Source organism: Pseudomonas sp. R5-89-07, from assembly GCF_003851685.1.
Classification (GTDB): Bacteria; Pseudomonadota; Gammaproteobacteria; order Pseudomonadales; family Pseudomonadaceae; genus Aquipseudomonas.
Window position 1 is genome coordinate 5,078,317 of record NZ_CP027727.1, and the last position, 20,910, is coordinate 5,099,226.

Annotated in this window: 18 protein-coding genes and 2 tRNA genes; 1 reads left to right on the forward strand and 19 read right to left on the reverse strand. The window is 57.8% G+C overall.

Annotated features, from left to right (window positions below; genetic code table 11):
• Positions 1-61 precede the first annotated feature (61 nt).
• The 16 genes from C4J94_RS23190 to rlmE form a co-directional block, all read right to left on the reverse strand.
• Positions 62-682 carry a BON domain-containing protein gene (locus C4J94_RS23190; protein ID WP_124388233.1) on the reverse strand — a complete coding sequence of 207 codons (621 nt, stop codon included), beginning with the start codon at positions 680-682 and terminating at the stop codon, positions 62-64.
• A 297-nt stretch (positions 683-979) separates the two neighbouring features.
• The gene (gene pnp, locus C4J94_RS23195; RefSeq protein WP_124388234.1) at positions 980-3,085 is read right to left on the reverse strand and encodes a polyribonucleotide nucleotidyltransferase; all 2,106 of its coding nucleotides are present in this window, start codon (positions 3,083-3,085) and stop codon (positions 980-982) included.
• 195 nt (positions 3,086-3,280) lie between these two features.
• Positions 3,281-3,550 carry a 30S ribosomal protein S15 gene (gene rpsO / locus C4J94_RS23200; protein WP_003176135.1) on the reverse strand — a complete coding sequence of 90 codons (270 nt, stop codon included), beginning with the start codon at positions 3,548-3,550 and terminating at the stop codon, positions 3,281-3,283.
• A gap of 115 nt (positions 3,551-3,665) precedes the next feature.
• On the reverse strand, positions 3,666-4,583 hold the full coding sequence (truB, locus tag C4J94_RS23205) for a tRNA pseudouridine(55) synthase TruB (RefSeq protein ID WP_124388235.1): 918 nt from the start codon (positions 4,581-4,583) through the stop codon (positions 3,666-3,668).
• A gap of 3 nt (positions 4,584-4,586) precedes the next feature.
• Positions 4,587-4,982 carry a 30S ribosome-binding factor RbfA gene (gene rbfA / locus C4J94_RS23210; protein WP_003176137.1) on the reverse strand — a complete coding sequence of 132 codons (396 nt, stop codon included), beginning with the start codon at positions 4,980-4,982 and terminating at the stop codon, positions 4,587-4,589.
• A 159-nt stretch (positions 4,983-5,141) separates the two neighbouring features.
• Positions 5,142-7,658 (reverse strand): translation initiation factor IF-2, encoded by a 2,517-nt coding sequence (infB, locus tag C4J94_RS23215; RefSeq protein WP_124388236.1) that lies wholly within the window; start codon positions 7,656-7,658, stop codon positions 5,142-5,144.
• A 27-nt stretch (positions 7,659-7,685) separates the two neighbouring features.
• A complete protein-coding gene (gene nusA, locus C4J94_RS23220; RefSeq protein ID WP_124388237.1) occupies positions 7,686-9,167 on the reverse strand; it encodes a transcription termination factor NusA in 1,482 nt (493 codons plus the stop codon).
• Between the two features lie 47 nt (positions 9,168-9,214).
• The gene (rimP, locus tag C4J94_RS23225; protein WP_003235029.1) at positions 9,215-9,673 is read right to left on the reverse strand and encodes a ribosome maturation factor RimP; all 459 of its coding nucleotides are present in this window, start codon (positions 9,671-9,673) and stop codon (positions 9,215-9,217) included.
• 140 nt (positions 9,674-9,813) lie between these two features.
• Positions 9,814-9,890: transfer RNA gene (locus C4J94_RS23230), tRNA-Met, on the reverse strand.
• Positions 9,891-9,986: 96 nt separating this feature from the next.
• Positions 9,987-10,072, reverse strand: a tRNA-Leu gene (locus C4J94_RS23235).
• A 22-nt stretch (positions 10,073-10,094) separates the two neighbouring features.
• The gene (secG, locus tag C4J94_RS23240; RefSeq protein WP_010206600.1) at positions 10,095-10,478 is read right to left on the reverse strand and encodes a preprotein translocase subunit SecG; all 384 of its coding nucleotides are present in this window, start codon (positions 10,476-10,478) and stop codon (positions 10,095-10,097) included.
• 4 nt (positions 10,479-10,482) lie between these two features.
• Positions 10,483-11,238: a triose-phosphate isomerase gene (gene tpiA, locus C4J94_RS23245; RefSeq protein ID WP_003194193.1), complete on the reverse strand. Its 756-nt coding sequence runs from the start codon at positions 11,236-11,238 to the stop codon at positions 10,483-10,485.
• A gap of 66 nt (positions 11,239-11,304) precedes the next feature.
• On the reverse strand, positions 11,305-12,642 hold the full coding sequence (gene glmM, locus C4J94_RS23250; RefSeq protein WP_124388238.1) for a phosphoglucosamine mutase: 1,338 nt from the start codon (positions 12,640-12,642) through the stop codon (positions 11,305-11,307).
• Between the two features lie 16 nt (positions 12,643-12,658).
• Positions 12,659-13,510 carry a dihydropteroate synthase gene (gene folP, locus C4J94_RS23255; protein ID WP_124388239.1) on the reverse strand — a complete coding sequence of 284 codons (852 nt, stop codon included), beginning with the start codon at positions 13,508-13,510 and terminating at the stop codon, positions 12,659-12,661.
• Between the two features lie 8 nt (positions 13,511-13,518).
• Positions 13,519-15,429, reverse strand: a complete 1,911-nt coding sequence (gene ftsH / locus C4J94_RS23260) for an ATP-dependent zinc metalloprotease FtsH (protein WP_124364440.1) — start codon at positions 15,427-15,429, stop codon at positions 13,519-13,521.
• A 200-nt stretch (positions 15,430-15,629) separates the two neighbouring features.
• A complete protein-coding gene (gene rlmE / locus C4J94_RS23265; RefSeq protein ID WP_124388240.1) occupies positions 15,630-16,280 on the reverse strand; it encodes a 23S rRNA (uridine(2552)-2'-O)-methyltransferase RlmE in 651 nt (216 codons plus the stop codon).
• A 105-nt stretch (positions 16,281-16,385) separates the two neighbouring features.
• On the opposite strand from rlmE, the gene C4J94_RS23270 reads away from it, so the two are divergent.
• On the forward strand, positions 16,386-16,694 hold the full coding sequence (locus C4J94_RS23270; protein WP_124388241.1) for a YhbY family RNA-binding protein: 309 nt from the start codon (positions 16,386-16,388) through the stop codon (positions 16,692-16,694).
• Positions 16,695-16,703: 9 nt separating this feature from the next.
• Here C4J94_RS23270 and C4J94_RS23275 read toward each other — a convergent pair whose 3' ends face one another.
• From C4J94_RS23275 to carB, 3 genes are read right to left on the reverse strand one after another with little or no spacing between them, the layout of a single operon-like run.
• Positions 16,704-17,108: an MFS transporter gene (locus C4J94_RS23275; protein ID WP_124388242.1), complete on the reverse strand. Its 405-nt coding sequence runs from the start codon at positions 17,106-17,108 to the stop codon at positions 16,704-16,706.
• Positions 17,109-17,136: 28 nt separating this feature from the next.
• Positions 17,137-17,613 carry a transcription elongation factor GreA gene (gene greA, locus C4J94_RS23280; protein ID WP_124389035.1) on the reverse strand — a complete coding sequence of 159 codons (477 nt, stop codon included), beginning with the start codon at positions 17,611-17,613 and terminating at the stop codon, positions 17,137-17,139.
• Between the two features lie 2 nt (positions 17,614-17,615).
• Positions 17,616-20,837, reverse strand: a complete 3,222-nt coding sequence (carB, locus tag C4J94_RS23285) for a carbamoyl-phosphate synthase large subunit (protein ID WP_124388243.1) — start codon at positions 20,835-20,837, stop codon at positions 17,616-17,618.
• Between the last annotated feature and the right edge of the window lie 73 nt (positions 20,838-20,910).

Below are 20,910 nucleotides of genomic sequence, written 5' to 3' on the forward strand. Positions count from 1 at the left end.
ATCGGGTGGATATCTAACTCACCCTAAGCCGCCGCTATCCGGTTCAGACGAAACCTGTGCGTTACTCTGCTTTCAGGCCATCAGCGGATACAGCTTTAACGCCTTTGATTTTCTTGGTGATCGCCACAGCCGTTTCTTTCTGCGAAGCAGTCACAGCGGTAGGGGACGACAGGGACACTACGCCTTTGTTGGTTTCTACCTTGATGTCGGTGCCAGGAATACCTTTCTCGGTAACCAGGTCAGCCTTCACTTTGGTGGTGATCCAAGTGTCGCTGGTGGCGCCTTTGGCATCAGCCGCTGCGCCTTTGGTTTTGTCGATGCCGTCAGCCTTGGTAGCACCGCCAGCCAGCAGGCCGTCTGCCGAAACAGCAGTCACGCCTTTGATTTTCTTGGTAATCGCTACGGCAGTGGCTTTCTGCGAGTCGGAGATAGCGACGTCCGAGGACAGGGAAACCACGCCTTTGTTGGTTTCAACCTTGATGTCCGAACCTGGGATGCCCTTTTCAGTCAGCAGGTCAGCTTTAACCTTGGTGGTGATCCAAGTATCCGAAACGCTTTCTTTAGCGTGGGTAGCTTCACCGGCCGCCAAAGTCATAGGGGCCTGGGAAGTCTGAGCAAAGGCTACGTTAGCACCCATGGCCAGAGTCAGAGCGGTAGCAGTAGCGAGAGCGAACTTCTTCATACGAGTAACTCCTGTTTTATTGAAAGACTGCAGTTCATAAAAACTTAGTGCTGCAGCGCTAACAGGGATAGTGCAGGCAGTGTGCCAAGTCGCCATACCGAAATAACCCGTTAAAAAACAACGACTTATAAAACACTTGAATTTTCGGAATCGTGCAACTTGCATGAAGCGCATCGTGCCTGCATGCAAGTTGCGGCTTTTGGGGTGGGCTAAACGGCTGATTCTGCTTCACTTTCTCTCGCCCATAAAAAAAGGACTCCGAGGAGTCCTTTTTTCAGCGTGAAGCTTGCGGGGTGATTAAACGCCCGAAGCCTTGGCTGCTGCTACGTCCTTGATGGACAGTTTGATACGGCCGCGGTTGTCCACGTCCAGTACCAGCACTTCCACTTCCTGGCCTTCTTTCAGGATGTCGGTCACTTTCTCAACGCGAGCGTCGCTCAGCATGGAGATGTGAACCAGACCGTCCTTGCCCGGCAGGATGTTGACGAAGGCGCCGAAGTCGACGATGCGCTCAACCTTACCGACGTAGATCTTGCCGATCTCGGCCTCGGCGGTGATACCCAGGACGCGCTGACGTGCCGCTTCAGCCGCTTCCTTGGTTTCGCCGAAGATCTTGATCGAGCCGTCGTCTTCGATATCGATCGAAGCCTTGGTTTCTTCACAGATCGCACGAATGGTCGCGCCGCCTTTACCGATAACATCACGGATTTTGTCGGTGTCGATTTTCATCGCGATCATGGTCGGAGCATTTTCCGACAGCTCGGTACGCGACTGACCAATGATCTGGTTCATCTGGCCGAGGATGTTCAGGCGCGCTTCCAGGGCCTGGCCCAGGGCGATCTCCATGATCTCCTCGGTGATGCCCTTGATCTTGATGTCCATCTGCAGCGCGGTGACGCCTTTGGCGGTACCGGCTACTTTGAAGTCCATGTCGCCCAGGTGGTCTTCGTCGCCCAGGATGTCGGTCAGGATGGCGAACTTCTCGCCTTCTTTAACCAGACCCATGGCAATACCGGCAACCGGCGCCTTCATCGGCACACCGGCGTCCATCAGAGCCAGGGAAGCACCGCAAACGGAAGCCATGGAGCTGGAACCGTTGGACTCGGTGATTTCCGACACCACACGGATGGTGTAAGGGAATACATCGGCGGCCGGCAGCATCGCTGCGATCGAGCGACGGGCCAGACGGCCGTGACCGATTTCGCGACGACCAGCGCCACCCATGCGACCACACTCGCCCACCGAGAACGGAGGGAAGTTGTAGTGCAGCATGAACGGGTCTTTTTTCTCGCCTTCCAGGGTGTCCAGCAGCTGTGCGTCACGGGCAGTGCCCAAGGTCGCGACAACCAATGCCTGAGTTTCACCACGGGTGAACAGCGCCGAACCGTGAGTCTTCGGCAGAACGCCGACTTCGATGTTCAGCGGGCGAACGGTGCGGGTGTCGCGACCGTCGATACGAGGCTTGCCGTTTACGATGTTTTCGCGAACGGTGCGGTATTCGATTTCGCCGAAAGCCGCTTTGACTTCGCTGGAGGAAGGCTGGCCTTCTTCACCGGACAGCTTGGCCACGACCTGATCCTTCAGCTCGCCCAGGCGAGCGTAACGGTCGGCCTTGACGGTGATGGTGTAGGCGTCCGAGATAGCAGCGCCGAATTCTGCGCGGATAGCGCCCAGCAGTGCGGTGGCTTCAGGCGCAGGAGCCCAGGTCCAGGTTGGCTTGGCGGCTTCGGCAGCCAGTTCTTTAACGGCGTTGATCACCACCTGGAACTCGTCGTGAGCGAACAGCACAGCGCCCAGCATCTGGTCTTCGGTCAGCTCTTTGGCTTCCGATTCAACCATCAATACGGCTTCGGAAGTACCCGCAACGACCATGTCCAGGCTCGAAGCTTTCTGCTGCTCGTAAGTCGGGTTCAGCAGGTAGCCAGTGCTTTCGTGGAACGCAACGCGAGCTGCGCCGATCGGGCCATCGAAAGGAATGCCGGAAATGGCCAGTGCAGCCGAAGTACCGATCATCGCAGCGATGTCCGGATCGGTCTTCTTGCTGGTGGAAACGACGGTGCAGACAACCTGCACTTCGTTCATGAAGCCTTCTGGGAACAGCGGACGGATCGGACGGTCGATCAGTCGGGAAGTCAGGGTCTCTTTCTCGGAAGGACGGCCTTCGCGCTTGAAGAAACCGCCAGGGATCTTACCGGCAGCGTAAGTCTTTTCCTGGTAGTGAACGGACAGAGGGAAAAAGCCTTTGCTCGGGTCAGCGGTCTTGGCGCCAACCACGGTCACCAGTACGGTAACGTCGTCGTCAACGGTAACCAGCACTGCGCCGGAGGCTTGACGGGCGATACGGCCTGTCTCGAGGGTAACGGTCGACTGACCGAACTGAAATTTTTTGATAACCGGGTTCACGGTGTCCTACCTTCTTTGTGGCTCTTGGGGAACTTGTTTTCTTGCGAAATTCTTGGGCAATGTCGGGAATCGGCCCAACCCTTGTCCAGGGGTAAAACGTGTATCCAGATAAAACTTGAGGCTGGGAGCCTGCCATGGGCCAGCGGGAATCCCACTGACACACGGCAGACAACCAACCTCTAGCGCAATCGCTGATTAGCGACGCAGACCCAGGCGACCGATCAGAGCCTGATAACGACCCAGATCCTTGCCTTTCAGGTAGTCCAGCAGCTTACGGCGCTGGTTTACCATGCGGATCAGACCACGACGGGAGTGGTGGTCTTTACCGTTGGCCTTGAAGTGACCTTGCAGTTTGTTGATGTTGTGGGTCAGCAGTGCAACTTGCACTTCTGGCGAACCAGTGTCACCAACAGCTTGCTGATAGTCAGCTACGATTTGTGCTTTTTCTTGAACGTCGAGAGCCATGAGGCAATCCTTTTTTCAGGAAACCACCCAAAGGATGGTTTCAACAGGCCAGGGACAAATCCCTGTATCTAAAAATGAGTGTTGACCATGCCTGTTAACAGCCACACTCGTTCGGTCATTCTGACCGAATCAGTCGACGCGGCGCGATGCGCCCGTCTTCGCTCACTTCACCGATACCGATAAAGCGACCGTTATGATCCTGTACTCGCACCATGCCAAACTTCGGGGCATCCGGAGCGCGTACCGGCTGGCCGTTGAGCCAGTAGAACGCGCTGTGTTCCGAGAAGTGCAGCAATGGCCAATCCAGCAAACCGCTGTCTGATGGCATCAGGAAGCGATCAACCGCTTCGTTACCGCCTTCAGCGTGCACCGCTTCGAGCTCTTCCAGCGTGACCGTCTGGGCCAGGGTGAAAGGTCCGGCCTGTGTACGTCGCAGTTCGGCAACATATGCGCCGCAGCCCAGCTGCTCACCAATATCCTCCACCAGGGTACGGATATAGGTGCCTTTGCTGCAGTCCACTGCCAATCGGGCAGTGTCACCTTCACTGGCGAGCAATTCCAGCCGGGCAATAGTAACAGAACGCGGTTCACGCTCCACCACTTCACCCGCACGCGCCAGCTTGTAAAGAGGCTGCCCGTCACGCTTGAGCGCCGAGTACATCGGCGGTATCTGGCTGATTTGCCCACGAAAAGCGGGTAAGGCCGCTTCGATATCGGCACGACCAACGGTCACATCGCGAACCTGCAGCACATCACCTTCAGCATCCGCCGTGGTGGTGGTCTTGCCCAGTTGCATCAGGGTTTCGTAACCCTTGTCGGAATCGAGCAGGTATTGCGAGAACTTGGTCGCCTCGCCAAAGCACAACGGCAACACGCCGGTGGCCAGCGGGTCGAGGCTGCCGGTGTGCCCGGCCTTCTCGGCGTTGAGCAACCAGCGAACCTTCTGCAAAGCGGCATTGGAGGTAAAACCAATGGGCTTGTCGAGCAGAATGATGCCGCTGACGTTACGACGGATACGTTTGACCTGAGCCACCGCTTACTCCTTGGCGTCTTCAGGTGTGGACGGATGCTGGCTGTCTTCAGCCACGGCGCGCTCGATCAATGCCGACAGGTGTGCACCACGCACGACGCTTTCGTCGTAGTGGAAATGCAACTGCGGAACGCTGCGCAACTTCATTTCACGGGCCAACTGCATGCGCAGGAACCCTGCGGCGGAGTTGAGCACCTTGATGCTTTGCGCGATTTCTTCGCTGTTGTCCTGGCCCATCACGGTGATGAAGATTTTGGCGTGACCCACGTCACGGCTCACTTCAACGGCGGTGATGGTGACCAGGCCAACGCGCGGGTCTTTGACTTCGCGACGGATCAGTTGGGCCAGCTCGCGCTGCATCTGATCACCGATACGCTGGGTACGGCTGTATTCTTTTGCCATGTCTTGTTACCTGTTGCTGCCACACGGTGAAACCCGTGGGGTCTGAAAGCGGCAAACGCCCGGCCTGACAAAAGCCAGACCGGGCGCTGCGTTTAGAGTCCGTACGCTGCGCGGGGCATTTGCATGCCCACACGCGGCGTGGCTCCGGAAGTGCGCGAGTTAGAGGCTGCGAGCAACCTGGACCTTCTCGTAGACTTCGATCTTGTCGCCAGGCTTGACGTCGTTGTAGCTCTTGACGCCGATACCGCATTCCATGCCGGCACGTACTTCGGAAGCGTCATCCTTGAAGCGGCGCAGGGATTCCAGCTCGCCTTCGAAGATAACGATGTCTTCACGCAGCACACGGATAGGACGGTTGCGGTACACGGTACCTTCGATAACCATGCAGCCGGCAATCGCGCCGAATTTCGGCGAGCGGAACACGTCACGCACCTCGGCGATACCCAGGATGTTCTCCCGGACGTCGCTGCCAAGCATGCCGGTAAGGGCTTTCTTGACGTCTTCGATGATGTCGTAGATGACGTTGTAGTAACGCATGTCCAGGCCTTCTTGCTCGACGATCTTGCGAGCGCCAGCATCGGCACGCACGTTGAAGCCGAACAGTACAGCGTTGGAAGCCAGTGCCAGGTTGGCGTCGGATTCGGTGATACCACCGACACCGCCACCGACAACGCGCACTTGCACTTCGTCGTTACCCAGGCCGTTCAAGGCGCCGTTCAACGCTTCGAGGGAACCACGTACATCAGATTTGAGGACGATGTTAAGCGTCTTCTTCTCTGCCTGGCCCATGTTCTCGAAGATGTTTTCCAGCTTGCCGGCGTGAGCACGAGCCAGTTTGACTTCGCGGAACTTGCCTTGACGGAACAGAGCCACTTCACGGGCTTTCTTCTCGTCGGCAACCACGCTCATCTCGTCGCCAGCGTCCGGGGTACCGTCCAGGCCGAGGATCTCGACAGGGATGGAAGGACCGGCTTCCTTGATTGGCTTGCCGTTCTCGTCGAGCATGGCACGCACACGGCCATAGTTCGAACCGACCAGCACCATGTCGCCTTGGCGCAGGGTACCGTCTTGAACCAATACGGTCGCAACCGGGCCGCGACCTTTGTCGAGACGCGATTCAACCACAACACCACGACCTGGAGCCGACGGAGTTGCTTTCAGTTCGAGTACTTCAGCCTGCAGCAGGACCGCTTCAAGCAGTTCGTCCACGCCAGTACCGACTTTGGCCGAGACCGAAACGAACGGCGTATCACCGCCCCACTCTTCGGACGTCACGCCGTGAACCGACAGTTCGCTACGGATGCGATCGAGATCGGCGCCCGGCTTGTCGATCTTGTTCACTGCAACAACCAGTGGAACACCAGCGGCCTTGGCGTGCTGGACAGCTTCAATGGTCTGCGGCATCACGCCATCGTCCGCTGCAACGACCAGGATCACGATGTCAGTCGCCTTGGCACCACGGGCACGCATTGCGGTAAACGCGGCGTGACCTGGGGTGTCAAGGAAGGTGACCATGCCGCGCTCGGTTTCAACGTGGTACGCACCGATGTGCTGGGTGATACCACCGGCTTCGCCAGCGGCTACCTTGGCACGACGGATGTAGTCGAGCAGGGATGTCTTACCGTGGTCAACGTGACCCATTACGGTCACAACTGGCGCGCGGGAGAACGTCTCGCCTTCAAACTTCAGGGACTCGGCCAGGGAATCTTCCAGGGCGGTGTCGCTGACCAGGGTCACCTTGTGGCCCAACTCTTCAGCCACGAGCTGAGCAGTTTCCTGATCAAGCACCTGGTTGATGGTCGCCGGGGTACCCAGTTTGAACATGAACTTGATGATTTCAGCAGCCTTGACCGACATCTGATTGGCGAGATCGCCAACAGTGATGGTCTCGCCGATCTGCACATCACGCACGACAGGGCCGGTTGGGCTCTGGAAACCGTGGGCGTTGCGCTTCTTCAGCTTGGCCTTGCCGCGACCACCACGACGGAAGCCATCGCTCTCTTCGTCGGTGGTACGTGGGGCAACGCGTGGAGCAGGCGCTTTCTCTTTGACCGAGGCACGATGCGGAGCGTTTTTACGCTCGCCATCGCCACCACCACCGCGACGATTGTTATCGTCGGCACGTGGTTTGTCCGGGCGACGAGGTTCATCGCGCTTGCGGGCGTCTGCTGCAGGAGCAGGTGCGGCAGCCACCGGAGCGGCCTCACGCACAGCTTCAACAGGAGCGGCAACCGCTTCAGTATTAGCAGGTTGCGCAGCAGCAGGCTGGCGACGCGCTTCTTCTTCGGCGCGACGCTTGGCTTCTTCTTCAGCCTTCTGACGAGCAGCATTTTCTACTGCGCGACGTTCTTCAAGATCGCGTTTGCGCTCGGCTTCGATTTCTTCCGGGCTGCGCTGTACGAAGACTTTCTTCTTGCGTACTTCAACGCTGATGCTCTTGCTACCCGCAACACGCAGGGTGCTGGTGGTTTTGCGCTGCAATGTAATCTTGCGCGGTTCTTCCACTTTCGCCTTGTGGCTGCTCTTCAAGTGAGTCAGCAAAGACTGCTTCTCACTATCGCTCACACCTTCATCGGCGGCGGTGTGCGGCAGACCTGCCTCACGCATCTGCTGCAACAGGCGCTCTACCGGTGTTTTGACCTCATCGGCCAGTTGTTTCACCGTGACTTGCGTCATGCACTTCTCTCCTCAGGCCGCGCCTAATTACTCGAACCAATGGGCTCGGGCGGCCATGATCAACTTGCCGGCACGATCTTCGTCAATGCCGTCGATGTCGAGCAGATCGTCAATAGACTGCTCGGCCAGGTCTTCGCGGGTAATTACGCCGCGCACCGCCAGTTCCATCGCCAAATCCTTGTCCATACCCTCAAGCGAGAGCAGGTCTTCGGCCGGATGGGCGTCTGCCAGCTTTTCCTCAGTAGCGATGGCTTTAGTCAACAAACGATCCTTGGCCCGAGCGCGAAGCTCGTTGACGGTGTCTTCGTCAAAGCCGTCGATGTTGAGCATTTCTTCCAACGGTACGTAGGCAATCTCTTCCAGGCTGGTGAAGCCTTCATCTACCAGCACCTGAGCCAGGTCTTCATCGACTTCCAACTCTTCGATAAAGTTGCGCAGGATATCGCCGGTTTCAGCTTGCTGCTTAGCCTGGATGTCCGATTCGGTCATCACGTTCAGGGTCCAACCGGTCAGTTGGCTGGCCAGACGCACGTTCTGACCACCACGACCAATGGCCTGAGCCAGATTGTCTGCGCCAACGGCGATGTCCATTGCATGGGCATCTTCGTCAACGATAATTGCCGCCACTTCAGCCGGCGACATGGCGTTGATCACGAACTGCGCCGGGTTATCGTCCCACAGGACGATGTCCACACGCTCACCGCCCAACTCGCCCGACACTGCCTGGACGCGCGAACCGCGCATACCAATGCACGCGCCTTGCGGGTCGATGCGCTTGTCCTTGGAGCGGACCGCGATCTTGGCGCGCGAACCCGGGTCACGGGACGCCGCCATGACTTCGATCAGGCCTTCGGCGATTTCCGGCACTTCAATGCGAAACAGCTCGATCAGCATTTCCGGCGCGGTACGCGACAGGATCAACTGAGGGCCGCGGTTCTCGGTGCGAATTTCCTTGAGCAGCGCACGCAGACGAACGCCGACACGGAAGGTTTCGCGAGAAATGATGTCTTCACGGGCCAACAGTGCCTCGGCATTGTTACCCAGGTCGACGATCACGTTGTCGCGGGTGACCTTCTTCACGGTGCCGGAGATGATTTCCCCCAGGCGCTCGCGATAGGCGTCAACGACTTGAGCACGCTCGGCTTCGCGAACCTTCTGCACGATGACCTGTTTGGCGGTCTGTGCAGCGATACGGCCGAATTCGATCGATTCGATCTTTTCTTCAACGACATCACCGACCTTGGCGCCCGGATGCGTTTGCGCAACCTTGCTCGGCCAGGTTTCAATCGCCGGATCATCAAGATCGGCTTCTTCAACGACCGTCCAGCGACGGAAAGTCTCATAGGCACCGGTGTGGCGGTTGATTTCCACACGCAGATCAACTTCATCTTCGAAACGCTTTTTGGTAGCAGTGGCCAGGGCCAGCTCCAGCGCTTCAAAAATCACGTTTGCCGGTACGCCCTTTTCATTGGATACCGACTCAACAACCAGCAGTACTTCTTTGCTCATCGTACGCCTCGCCTTTCGCAAGCCATTGGATCCGCGGGATCCGCGTCTCAGTCAAAACTGGGAATAATGTTGGCCTTGTCGATCATATCGATCGGCAACAGGAACTCATGGTCTTCTACCTGCACCACGACGTCCTGCTCTTCTACACCGCGCAGAAGGCCCTGAAAGTTGCGTCGCCCTTCAAAAGGCGATCGCAGCTTGATCTTCACTTGTTCACCGGCAAATTTTGCAAACTGATCAATAGTGAACAGTGGGCGTTCCATGCCTGGCGAGGAAACTTCGAGGGTGTATTCAACGGAGATTGGGTCTTCAACATCCAGCACACCGCTGATCTGACGGCTGACGATGGCACAATCGTCCACCAGCACACCGCCCTCTTTATCGATATAAACGCGCAACATTGAGTGGCGACCTTGAGCCGAAAACTCAATACCCCAGCATTCATAGCCTAGGGCCACGACCACCGGGGCCAGCAAGGCCTGCAACTCTTCTAGCTTGCTCGACACCTGAACCCCCTCGTGCATGTATGTGCATGCTGTGCAAAATAAAAAAATGGGCGAAACGCCCATCCTTGAAACGCCGTCGAACAGCGGCGTTGAAAGTATCCAGCTAACAAAAAGCCCCTTAAAAGGGGCTCCGCTAAAACTGGTTGCGGGGGCCGGATTTGAACCGACGACCTTCGGGTTATGAGCCCGACGAGCTACCAGACTGCTCCACCCCGCGACAAAGCTGGGGCGGAAGTATACGACCGATCCCTTGCAGGGTCAATGTAACCTTCCACCTACAAGAAAGCCCGCAACAGCGGGCTCTCCTGATAATTGGTACCGAGAAGGGGACTCGAACCCCTACACCCTATGGGCACAACCACCTCAAGGTTGCGTGTCTACCAATTCCACCACCTCGGCAATACAGCGCTTACAACCCTTCTTACTTCTGCTCTTGAGCTGGAGGTACGTCAGTCGCTGGAGTAGCCGACTTTTGCTCTTGAAGCACCGGGACATCATCAGAAGCCGGTTTTGCTTTTGGTACTTCCAACACCGCTGGGTTTGGCAAACCTACTTGAGTCAGCACATGAGCTTTCTCTTTAGCAAAGTAACCTAACCCCAAGCTGGTTATGAAGAAACCTGCGGCAAGTATAGCAGTAAACTTACTAAGAAAGGTAGAGGAACCTTGGCTTCCGAACACAGTATTTGAAGCACCTGCACCGAAAGACGCACCAGCATCCGCACCTTTGCCCTGTTGCAACAAAACCAGGGCAACTACGCCCAGGGCAGCCAACAGATGAAAAACGACTACGACTGTTTCCAGCATTTTTTCAGTTTCCCGCGGCGCGACAGATCGCACCGAACTCATCTGCATTCAGGGAAGCTCCACCAATGAGCCCCCCATCGATATCCGGCATGCCGAACAGTTCGACCGCATTGGCCGCCTTCACGCTGCCGCCGTATAGAAGACGCACACCTTGTGCGACTTCAGAATTCTCTGCCGCCAACTGCGCGCGGATGGCTGCGTGCACATCCTGCGCCTGTTGCGGTGTAGCAGTCAGCCCGGTGCCAATGGCCCAGACCGGCTCGTAAGCAATGACCGCTTTTGCAAACGCACCAACACCCAGCTCCTCGATGATGCTGCCCAGCTGACGCGAGACAACCTCAAGAGTCTTGCCCGATTCACGCTGCTCAAGGGTTTCCCCTATGCACAACACTGGAATCAAGCCACAAGCCTGTGCCGCTGCGAACTTGCGGTTGAGGGTCCCATCACGCTCGCCCATCATCTGACGACGCTCGGAGTGCCCGACAAGCACATAGGAACAACCTGCATCAACCAGCTGACTCGGTGAAATCTCACCGGTCAACGCACCTTGCATGGGTTCCACCGCAGAATTCTGCGCGCCGACCTGGATCGACTTGCCTTTCAAGCCATCAACCACTTGGTTGATATGCAAGCAAGGCGGAAACACCGCTACATCAACACCGCTAGGCAAGGCCAAGTGACGAAGGCCATTGATCAGCTCAGCGACACTGGCGCGGGTACCGTGCATCTTCCAGTTACCAGCTACCATAGTGCGACGCATGCTGTACCCCGTCGGTCAAAGTGGGCGCAGATGTTACCCAACCACATCATCACTGGCAAGCCGAATTCAGGCGCAAACTTCAGTTACCAGTTTTGCCAGGTCTTCGGCATGGCTGCGAACCTGTATTTCGTCCTCGCCCTCGACCATGACGCGCACCAGAGGCTCCGTGCCAGACTTGCGCAATAACACACGCCCACGCCCAGCCATCGCCTGAGTCACGCGCTCGCAAGCTTCTTTGACAGAAGGGTGCTCGATCGGATTTTCGCCGCCGGAAAAACGCACATTAAGCAGCACCTGCGGACACTTGCGCAGCGCCTGTCGCGCCTGTGCCAGGCTTTCGTCACGACGACGCAAGGCCAGGAGCACCTGCAGTGCCGCGATGATAGCGTCGCCCGTCGTGGTGTGCTGGAAGCACACAACATGCCCGGAGTTCTCGCCACCCACCAGCCAGTTACGCTCCAGCAGCTCGGCAATCACATAACGGTCACCGACATTGGCGCGAATGAAGGGAATGCCCAGTTCTGCCAAGGCCAACTCAAGCCCGAGGTTACTCATCAAGGTGCCAACGACGCCGCCCTGCAGCTTGTTACGCTCATGCAAGTCACGAGCAATGATGAACAGCAAATCATCGCCATCCACGATCATGCCGGTGTGATCCACCATCAGCACACGGTCGCCATCGCCATCAAATGCGATGCCCAGGTCCGCATGCTCAGCAAGAACCGCAGCCTGCAACTGCTCCATATGTGTGGAGCCGCAGTTGTCATTGATGTTCAAACCGTTAGGCTGAGCGGACAGTACGGTTACCTGTGCGCCAAGCTCTTTGAAGACACTCGGCGCCACCTTGTACGTCGCACCGTGGGCGCAATCGACGACGATCTTCAGCCCGGCAAAATTGGTGCTGCTCGGAACGCTGCTCTTACAGAATTCGATATAGCGACCGGAGGCATCATTGATACGCGAAACCTTGCCCAGCTTGCTGGACTCGACCACTGTCATCGGCGCATCCAGCAGCTCTTCGATCATCAGCTCGATTTCGTCAGGCAATTTGGTGCCCTGCCCCGAGAAAAACTTGATGCCATTGTCATCATGCGGGTTGTGCGATGCGCTGATCACGATACCGGCTTCAGCGTGGAAGGTACGCGTCAGGTAGGCGATCGCCGGCGTCGGCATGGGGCCCAGAAGCATCACATCGGCGCCGGCAGCGGACAGACCTGCTTCCAGTGCGGATTCAAACATGTAGCCCGAAATACGCGTGTCCTTGCCTACCAGGATGCGGCACGCGCCCATGCTGCGGAACGCCATACCTGCCGCCCAACCCAGCTTGAGCATGAAATCAGGAGTGATCGGAAATTCGCCGACCCGACCACGAATACCGTCGGTGCCAAAATATTTTTTAGTCATAAGTGCTCCATCATTCTTATTCGGCTGATTCTACAGCGGCAATCATGCGCACCACGTCTACCGTCTCGGCAACGTCATGCACACGCAAAATACGAGCGCCCTTGGTCACGGCCAGCGCAGCGAGCGCGAGGCCGCCAAACAAGCGTTCACCAACGGGGCGGTTCAAGGCCTGCCCTATCATGCTCTTGCGCGAAACACCGACCAAAAGCGGCCGACCAAGGGCATGCAGAGCCTCCATATGCTTGAACAGGCTTAAATTATGTTGCAGGGTCTTGGCAAAGCCAAACCCCGGGTCGAGGATGATCTTCTCCGCCGAAATACCCGCAGATACGCACTGAGCGACCCTGTCGGCAAGAAACCCACTCACTTCACCGACAAGATCGTCGTAATGCGGATTATCCTGCATATTGCCGGGCTCACCCAGCATATGCATCAGACAAACAGGTAAACCCGTTGCCGCAGCCGCGTCGAGAGCACCGTCACGCCGCAGCGAACGCACATCGTTGATCAGGCCCGCGCCCAAGCGCGCGGTTTCACGCATCACCGCAGGCGTCGACGTATCCACCGAGATGATCACATCCAACTCACGGGCGATGCGCTCGACAATCGGCGCCACTCGCTCCAGCTCCTCCACAGGAGAAACAGCGCGAGCACCAGGCCGCGTTGACTCGCCGCCGACATCGATCAACGTCGCGCCGGCAGCCACCATCGCCTGCGCATGACGCAACGCGGCATCCTGCTGGCTGAAGCGGCCGCCATCGGAGAATGAGTCTGGAGTGACATTCAGAATGCCCATGACATGCGTATGGGCCAAATCAAGAACCCGGTTGCCGCAAGGCAACCGGGTGGAGGACGACGCGAAAATCATTTCAAACCTTAATGGTCAGCTGCAGGGCCGCCGATTGGGGCTTCAGGACGCTCATTCTGCACCACTGGCGGAGTGCCCGAGGTACCCGAACCGCCTTCCCAATCGCGAGGCTCCCGAGGCGTACGTCCGGCCATGATGTCGTCGATCTGATCGGCATCAATGGTCTCGTACTTCATCAGCGCATCCGCCATCGCGTCCAGCTTGTCACGATTGTCGGTGAGGATCTGCCTGGCCGTGCCATAGCATTGGTCAATGATGCTGCGCACTTCGGAGTCGATCAGCTTGGCTGTCTCACCCGAGAAGCTGGCGCTTTGACCGCCACCGCCACGCCCCAGGAATACCTCGCCTTCTTCCTCTGCATACATCAAAGGACCGAGTTTTTCCGACAAACCCCACTTGGTCACCATGTTCCGTGCGATCTGGCTGGCACGCATGATGTCGTTGGAAGCGCCAGTGGTTACCCCGTCGAAGCCCAGAGTCATTTCTTCTGCAATTCGACCGCCGTACAACGAGCAGATCTGGCTGATCAGCGCGCGCTTGGAGAGACTGTAACGATCCTCTTCCGGCAGGAACATGGTCACGCCCAGCGCACGACCGCGCGGAATGATCGACACCTTGTAGACCGGGTCATGCTCAGGCACAACGCGACCCACGATGGCGTGGCCGGCTTCGTGATAAGCGGTGTTCTGTTTTTCTTTCTCGGACATGACCATGGATTTGCGCTCAGCGCCCATCATGATCTTGTCCTTGGCCAGCTCGAACTCTTTCATTTCAACGATGCGCTTGCCGGTACGGGCCGCAAACAACGAAGCCTCGTTCACCAGGTTGGCAAGGTCGGCACCGGAGAAACCTGGCGTACCACGGGCAATTACACCCGGAGCCACGTCGTCGCCCATCGGCACTTTGCGCATGTGTACTTTAAGGATCTGTTCGCGACCGCGGATATCCGGCAAGCCCACGACCACCTGACGGTCGAAACGGCCCGGACGCAGCAGCGCAGGGTCCAATACGTCGGGACGGTTGGTTGCGGCAATGACGATGATCCCGTCATTCATCTCGAAACCATCCATCTCTACCAGCAACTGGTTGAGGGTTTGCTCACGCTCGTCATGACCGCCACCCATGCCAGCGCCACGATGGCGACCAACGGCGTCGATTTCGTCAATAAAGATGATGCAGGGCGCGTGCTTCTTCGCCTGTTCGAACATATCGCGAACACGGCTGGCACCGACGCCGACGAACATTTCGACAAAGTCAGAACCGGAAATGGTGAAGAACGGCACCTTGGCTTCGCCGGCAATCGCCTTGGCCAGCAAGGTTTTACCGGTACCCGGCGGGCCAACCATCAGCACACCGCGAGGAATACGCCCACCCAGGCGCTGGAACTTGCCCGGATCGCGCAGGAACTCGACCAGTTCGCCCACTTCTTCCTTGGCTTCGTCGCAGCCGGCGACATCGGCCAGGGTCGTTTTTACCTGGTCCTCCGAGAGCAGTCGCGCCTTGCTCTTGCCGAAGCTCATCGGCCCGCCCTTGCCTCCCGCGCCACCTTGCATCTGGCGCATGAAGAACATGAACACGGCGATAATCACCAGGATCGGGAAGCTGGCTACAAGCAGCTGAGTCCAGATGCTCTGCTGTTCAGGCTGCTTGCCCTCCACAACGACCTTGTTGTCCACCAGGTCGCCGATCAGACCGTTGTCCTGAATGGCCGGACGAATGGTCTTGAAGCTATCGCCATCGACACGCTTGCCGGTAATCACGTAGCCATCAACCGCTACGCGCTCGACCTTGCCATCCTTAACTTGCTGGATGAAGTCGGAATAGTTGAGGGTCTGCGGCTCGTTAGGGCTGGAGAAGTTGTTCATCACCGTCACCAGGACAGCCGCGATGATCAACCACAGGATCAGATTCTTTGCCATATCGTTCAATTAACTACCCTCTGAAGCAAGCTCCGCTACTGGCGCGCGCTTCGCATGATATTCACCGGCCTAACTTACTACATTACCTACACCACTGGCAGGCGCCGTCTGTAACCCTTTGTGAAACTTTGACTACACAATATTCGTAAAGCTTCGTGACGAAAGCGATATAAAAAAACCTATCGCCCTCCTCGAATTCCTCAAAAACGCTCTTCGCTCGCCGCGCCTTCCACGCCGCGAAAGCCGCGGCACAGCAGGTATTGCTCACGAGACCTGTCCCGGGAAGAGTCAGGTTTGCGCGTCTGCACCTTGTCAAACAGCTTGCGGATGTTCTTGTGGTACTCGTCAAAACCCTCGCCCTGGAAGACCTTGACCAGGAAATCACCCCCCGGGCGCAACACCCGTCCCGCCAGATCCAGCGCCAACTCGCACAGGAACATGGCGCGCGGCATATCAACAGCCGGTAATCCACTCATATTGGGGGCCATGTCGGAAATCACAAGGTCTACCTGGGAATTTCCCACAGCATCGAGGATCTGCGCCAGCACGGCGTCCTGGGTGAAGTCACCATGAACAAAGGTCACATCCGGGATGCTGTCCATTTCCAGGATGTCGGAAGCGATCAAGCGGCCCTGCCCACCAATCAGACGACTGGTCACTTGGGACCAGCCACCGGGAGCCGCGCCGAGGTCGATAACGCTCATGCCAGGCCGGATGAGTTTGTCCTTGTCCTGGATCTCCAGCAGCTTGTAACTGGCCCGGGAACGGTAGCCGTCCTTCTGCGCCTTTTTGACGTAAGGATCGTTGAAATGTTCTTGTAGCCACTTAAGGCTGGTTTTGGAACGGGCCACGGGCCACCTCGAAAATAAAACGGGTCGTGATTAACTGGGCGGTCCCGGACTCGCTCGGGTAAACTGGCCGCCGCTTTTTACAAGATCAGACGCAGGGGTCAGATTATGCCGCTCACTCAAGAGCAGAAGAAACAGTACAAATCCATTGGCCACCATCTGAAACCAGTTCTGATGGTGGCAGACAACGGTTTGACTGAAGGTGTGTTAGCCGAATTCGAACGCGCACTCAATGATCATGAACTGATCAAGATCAAGGTCAATATCCTTGATCGCGAAGCGCGTCTGGCCGCCGTTGCAGAACTGTGCAAGGTTGGCAAAGCGGACCTGGTTCAGGTTATCGGCAAGATGGCGCTGCTGCATCGCAAGAACTTCAACGTCAACAAGCAATTGTCGAACGTTCATCGCTTCAAATGATGACAAGGGTCAAGGGCGTGCTTTGCGCGCCCCGCCACTCCATCCCAGCGCAGGCTGTATCGCTAGCACCAAGCCAGAAAACCCTAGCACAAGATAGCTGAATAACTGCCAGCGCAACGCTTGCGGTAGCCACACATGCACAATGCAATACATTGCGCACGCATACAGCGCCATCAACAGCAGTTGGCCGCGAATATCCCGCCACAAACTCTCCAAGCCTTCAGCCCTGACCAGCACCAGCGCCTGGAGCGTCACGCACGCTGCGGAAAACCCCACCAGCAACGCACTCAGCAGTCCGTCGACCTCATCGATCAGCAACGGTGCCAGGCCTATCAAACCCAGCGCCGGCAACACGCCAATGTGCAACAACCACAGGCCACCGACCCAAAGCATCTGGGACAGCTGCCAAAGCATGGCGCCCGCGCGAAGCGGGCGCCGTGTTTCAGATGTGACGAACTTCGACAATCTCGTACTCGATCACGCCGCTCGGCGTTTTCACGGCAACCACATCGCCTTCTTCTTTGGCGATCAAGGCGCGGGCCAACGGCGAACCAACAGAGATCTTGCCGAGTTTGAAGTCAGCTTCGTCTTCGCCCACGATTTGGTAGACAACGCGCTCATCCGTCTCGACGTTGGCGATTTCCACCGTGGTGCCGAAGATCACCTTGCCAGTATGCGGGATGGTCGTGACGTCGATGATCACCGCATTCTGCATACGGCCTTCGATATCACGGATCCGCGCCTCGACCATACCCTGCTGCTCGCGAGCAGCGTGGTATTCGGCGTTTTCCTTCAAGTCACCCAGCTCGCGGGCCGTACCGATGTCCTGGCTCAGCTTTGGACGTACGACCTTGGTCAGATGGGCGTGCTCCTCTTCCAGGGCGCGAGCGCCCTGAACGGTCATCGGGTATTTGGTTATGCTCATGCCTTCAATCCTGCGTGTAGATCCTGCAAGCGGCGCACGGTCTTTTCCGGACCGAACTTGAGCGCTTCGCAGATAGCTTCGCCTGCAGCGATGGTGGTGGTGCAGTAGATCTTGTGCTGCAGGGCATTACGACGAATGGAATAGGAGTCCGCGATCGACTGACGACCTTCGGTGGTGTTGATGATCAGCGTGACTTCGTCATTCTTGATCATGTCGACCACGTGCGGACGGCCTTCCGTCACCTTGTTCACGCGACGTACTTTCAGGCCGGCAGCCTCGATCAGCTTGGCGGTCCCGGCGGTAGCCACGACTTCAAAGCCCAAGTTGATCAGATCACGAGCCACGCCCGCAACCAGTGGCTTGTCGTCATCACGCACGCTGATGAACGCAGTGCCACCGGTCGGCAGCACTTCGCTGGCACCCATCTGCGCCTTGGCAAACGCTTCGCCGAAGGTATCGCCCACACCCATCACTTCACCGGTGGACTTCATCTCCGGGCCCAGGATCGGGTCCACACCAGGGAATTTGGCGAATGGGAACACCGCCTCTTTCACACTGTAGAAGTTCGGGATGATTTCCTTGGTGAAGCCGATTTCCTTCAGGGTCTTACCCGCCATCACGCGAGCAGCGATCATGGCCAGGGACACGCCGATGCACTTGGACACGAACGGTACGGTACGCGAGGCACGCGGGTTGACTTCGATGACGTAGATGTCTTCGCCTTGCAGCGCCAACTGTACGTTCATCAGGCCGACCACGCCCAGCTCCAGGGCCATCTTCTTGACCTGTTCGCGCATTTCGTCCTGGATATGCGCAGGCAGCGAGTACGGCGGCAGCGAGCACGCGGAGTCACCGGAGTGAACGCCAGCCTGTTCGATGTGCTGCATGATCGCGCCGATGACCACGTCGGTACCGTCGCAAACCGCATCCACATCCATCTCGATGGCGCAGTTGAGGAAGTGGTCGAGCAGCACAGGGCTGTCGTTGGACACCTTCACTGCATCACGCAGGTAACGCTTGAGCTCTTCTTCTTCGTAGACGATTTCCATCGCCCGCCCGCCCAGTACGTAGGACGGACGCACCACCAGCGGGTAGCCGATCTTGCTGGCTGCGCGGATGGCTTCGTCTTCGCTGCGCACGGTGGCGTTTGGCGGCTGACGCAGGTTCAGGCGTTCAACCATCTGCTGGAAGCGCTCGCGGTCTTCGGCGCGGTCGATGGCGTCCGGGCTGGTACCGATGATCGGCACGCCGGCCGCTTCCAGGGCACGCGCCAGTTTCAGCGGGGTTTGGCCGCCGTACTGGACGATCACGCCTTTTGGCTTCTCGACGCGGCAGATTTCCAGTACGTCTTCCAGCGTCACCGGCTCGAAGTACAGGCGGTCGGACGTGTCGTAGTCAGTGGAAACCGTTTCCGGGTTGCAGTTGACCATGATGGTCTCATACCCGTCTTCGCGCAGTGCAAGGGCGGCGTGTACGCAGCAATAGTCGAACTCGATGCCCTGGCCGATACGGTTCGGACCGCCGCCCAGGATGATGATCTTGTCGCGGCCCGACGGCGCGGCTTCGCACTCCTCCTCATAGGTGGAGTACATGTACGCGGTGTCGGTAGCGAACTCGGCTGCGCAAGTGTCAACGCGCTTGTAGACCGGGAAGATATCCAGCTTGTGGCGATGGGTACGCAGGTTCTTCTCGGTCACACCCAGCAGCTTGGCCAGGCGCTGGTCGGAGAAGCCTTTGCGCTTGAGGCGGAACATCAGGTCGCGGTCGATAGACGACAGACCGAGGGTCTTGACCTTCTCTTCTTCCTTGATCAGATCTTCGATCTGCACCAGGAACCACGGGTCGATCATGTTCATGCCGAAGATATCTTCGACGCTCAGGCCGGCGCGGAAGGCGTCCGCCACATACCAGATACGCTCGGCACCCGGCACGGTCAGCTCGCGCTTGAGGATGCTCATGCTTTCCGGGTTGCTCAGGTCGAGCTTTTCGTCCAGGCCACAAACACCGACTTCCAGGCCGCGCAGGGCTTTCTGCAAGGACTCCTGGAAGGTCCGGCCGATCGCCATGACTTCACCGACCGATTTCATCTGGGTGGTCAGGCGTGCATCAGCCTTGGCGAATTTCTCGAAGGCAAAGCGCGGCAGCTTGGTCACGACATAGTCGATAGACGGCTCGAAAGACGCCGGCATGGCGCCGCCCGTGATTTCGTTTTGCAGCTCGTCCAAGGTGTAACCGATCGCCAGCTTGGCAGCGATACGCGCAATCGGGAAGCCAGTCGCTTTGGATGCCAGCGCCGAAGAACGCGACACACGCGGGTTCATCTCGATCACGACCATGCGACCGGTGTCCGGGCAGATGCCGAACTGAACGTTGGAACCACCGGTTTCAACGCCGATCTCACGCAATACCGCCAACGAGGCGTTACGCATGATCTGGTATTCCTTGTCCGTCAGGGTCTGCGCTGGAGCCACGGTGATCGAATCACCGGTGTGCACGCCCATCGGGTCGAAGTTTTCGATGGAGCAGACGATGATGCAGTTGTCCTTCTTATCGCGGACAACCTCCATCTCATACTCTTTCCAGCCGATCAGGGATTCGTCGATCAGCAGCTCTTTGGTCGGAGACAAATCCAGGCCACGGGCGCAGATTTCTTCGAACTCTTCACGGTTGTAGGCAATGCCGCCACCAGTGCCGCCCATGGTGAAGGACGGACGGATAATGCAGGGGAAGCCCAGCTTTTCGAGGACCGCGTTGGCCTCTTCCATGCTGTGGGCAATACCGGAGCGCGGACAGTCAAGGCCGATGGACTTCATGGCCTTGTCGAAACGCGAACGGTCTTCAGCCTTGTCGATGGTGTCGGCGTTGGCACCGATCATCTCTACGCCGAACTTTTCCAGGACGCCTTCGCGCTCCAGGTCCAGGGCGCAGTTCAGTGCGGTCTGGCCGCCCATGGTTGGCAACAACGCGTCCGGACGCTCTTTCTCGATGATCCTGGCAACGGTCTGCCACTTGATCGGTTCGATGTAGGTGGCGTCGGCCATGTCCGGGTCGGTCATGATGGTGGCCGGGTTGGAGTTCACCAGGATGACGCGGTAGCCCTCTTCGCGCAGGGCTTTACAGGCCTGGGCGCCGGAATAGTCGAATTCGCAGGCCTGGCCGATCACGATCGGGCCAGCGCCGAGAATCAGGATGCTTTTTATGTCTGTACGTTTTGGCATGGGTTTGTCACTCAAATCCGCAGGTCAGTCGGCAAGCCGTCTTGAACAATCCTTGAAGAGCCTGCGGGGGCCA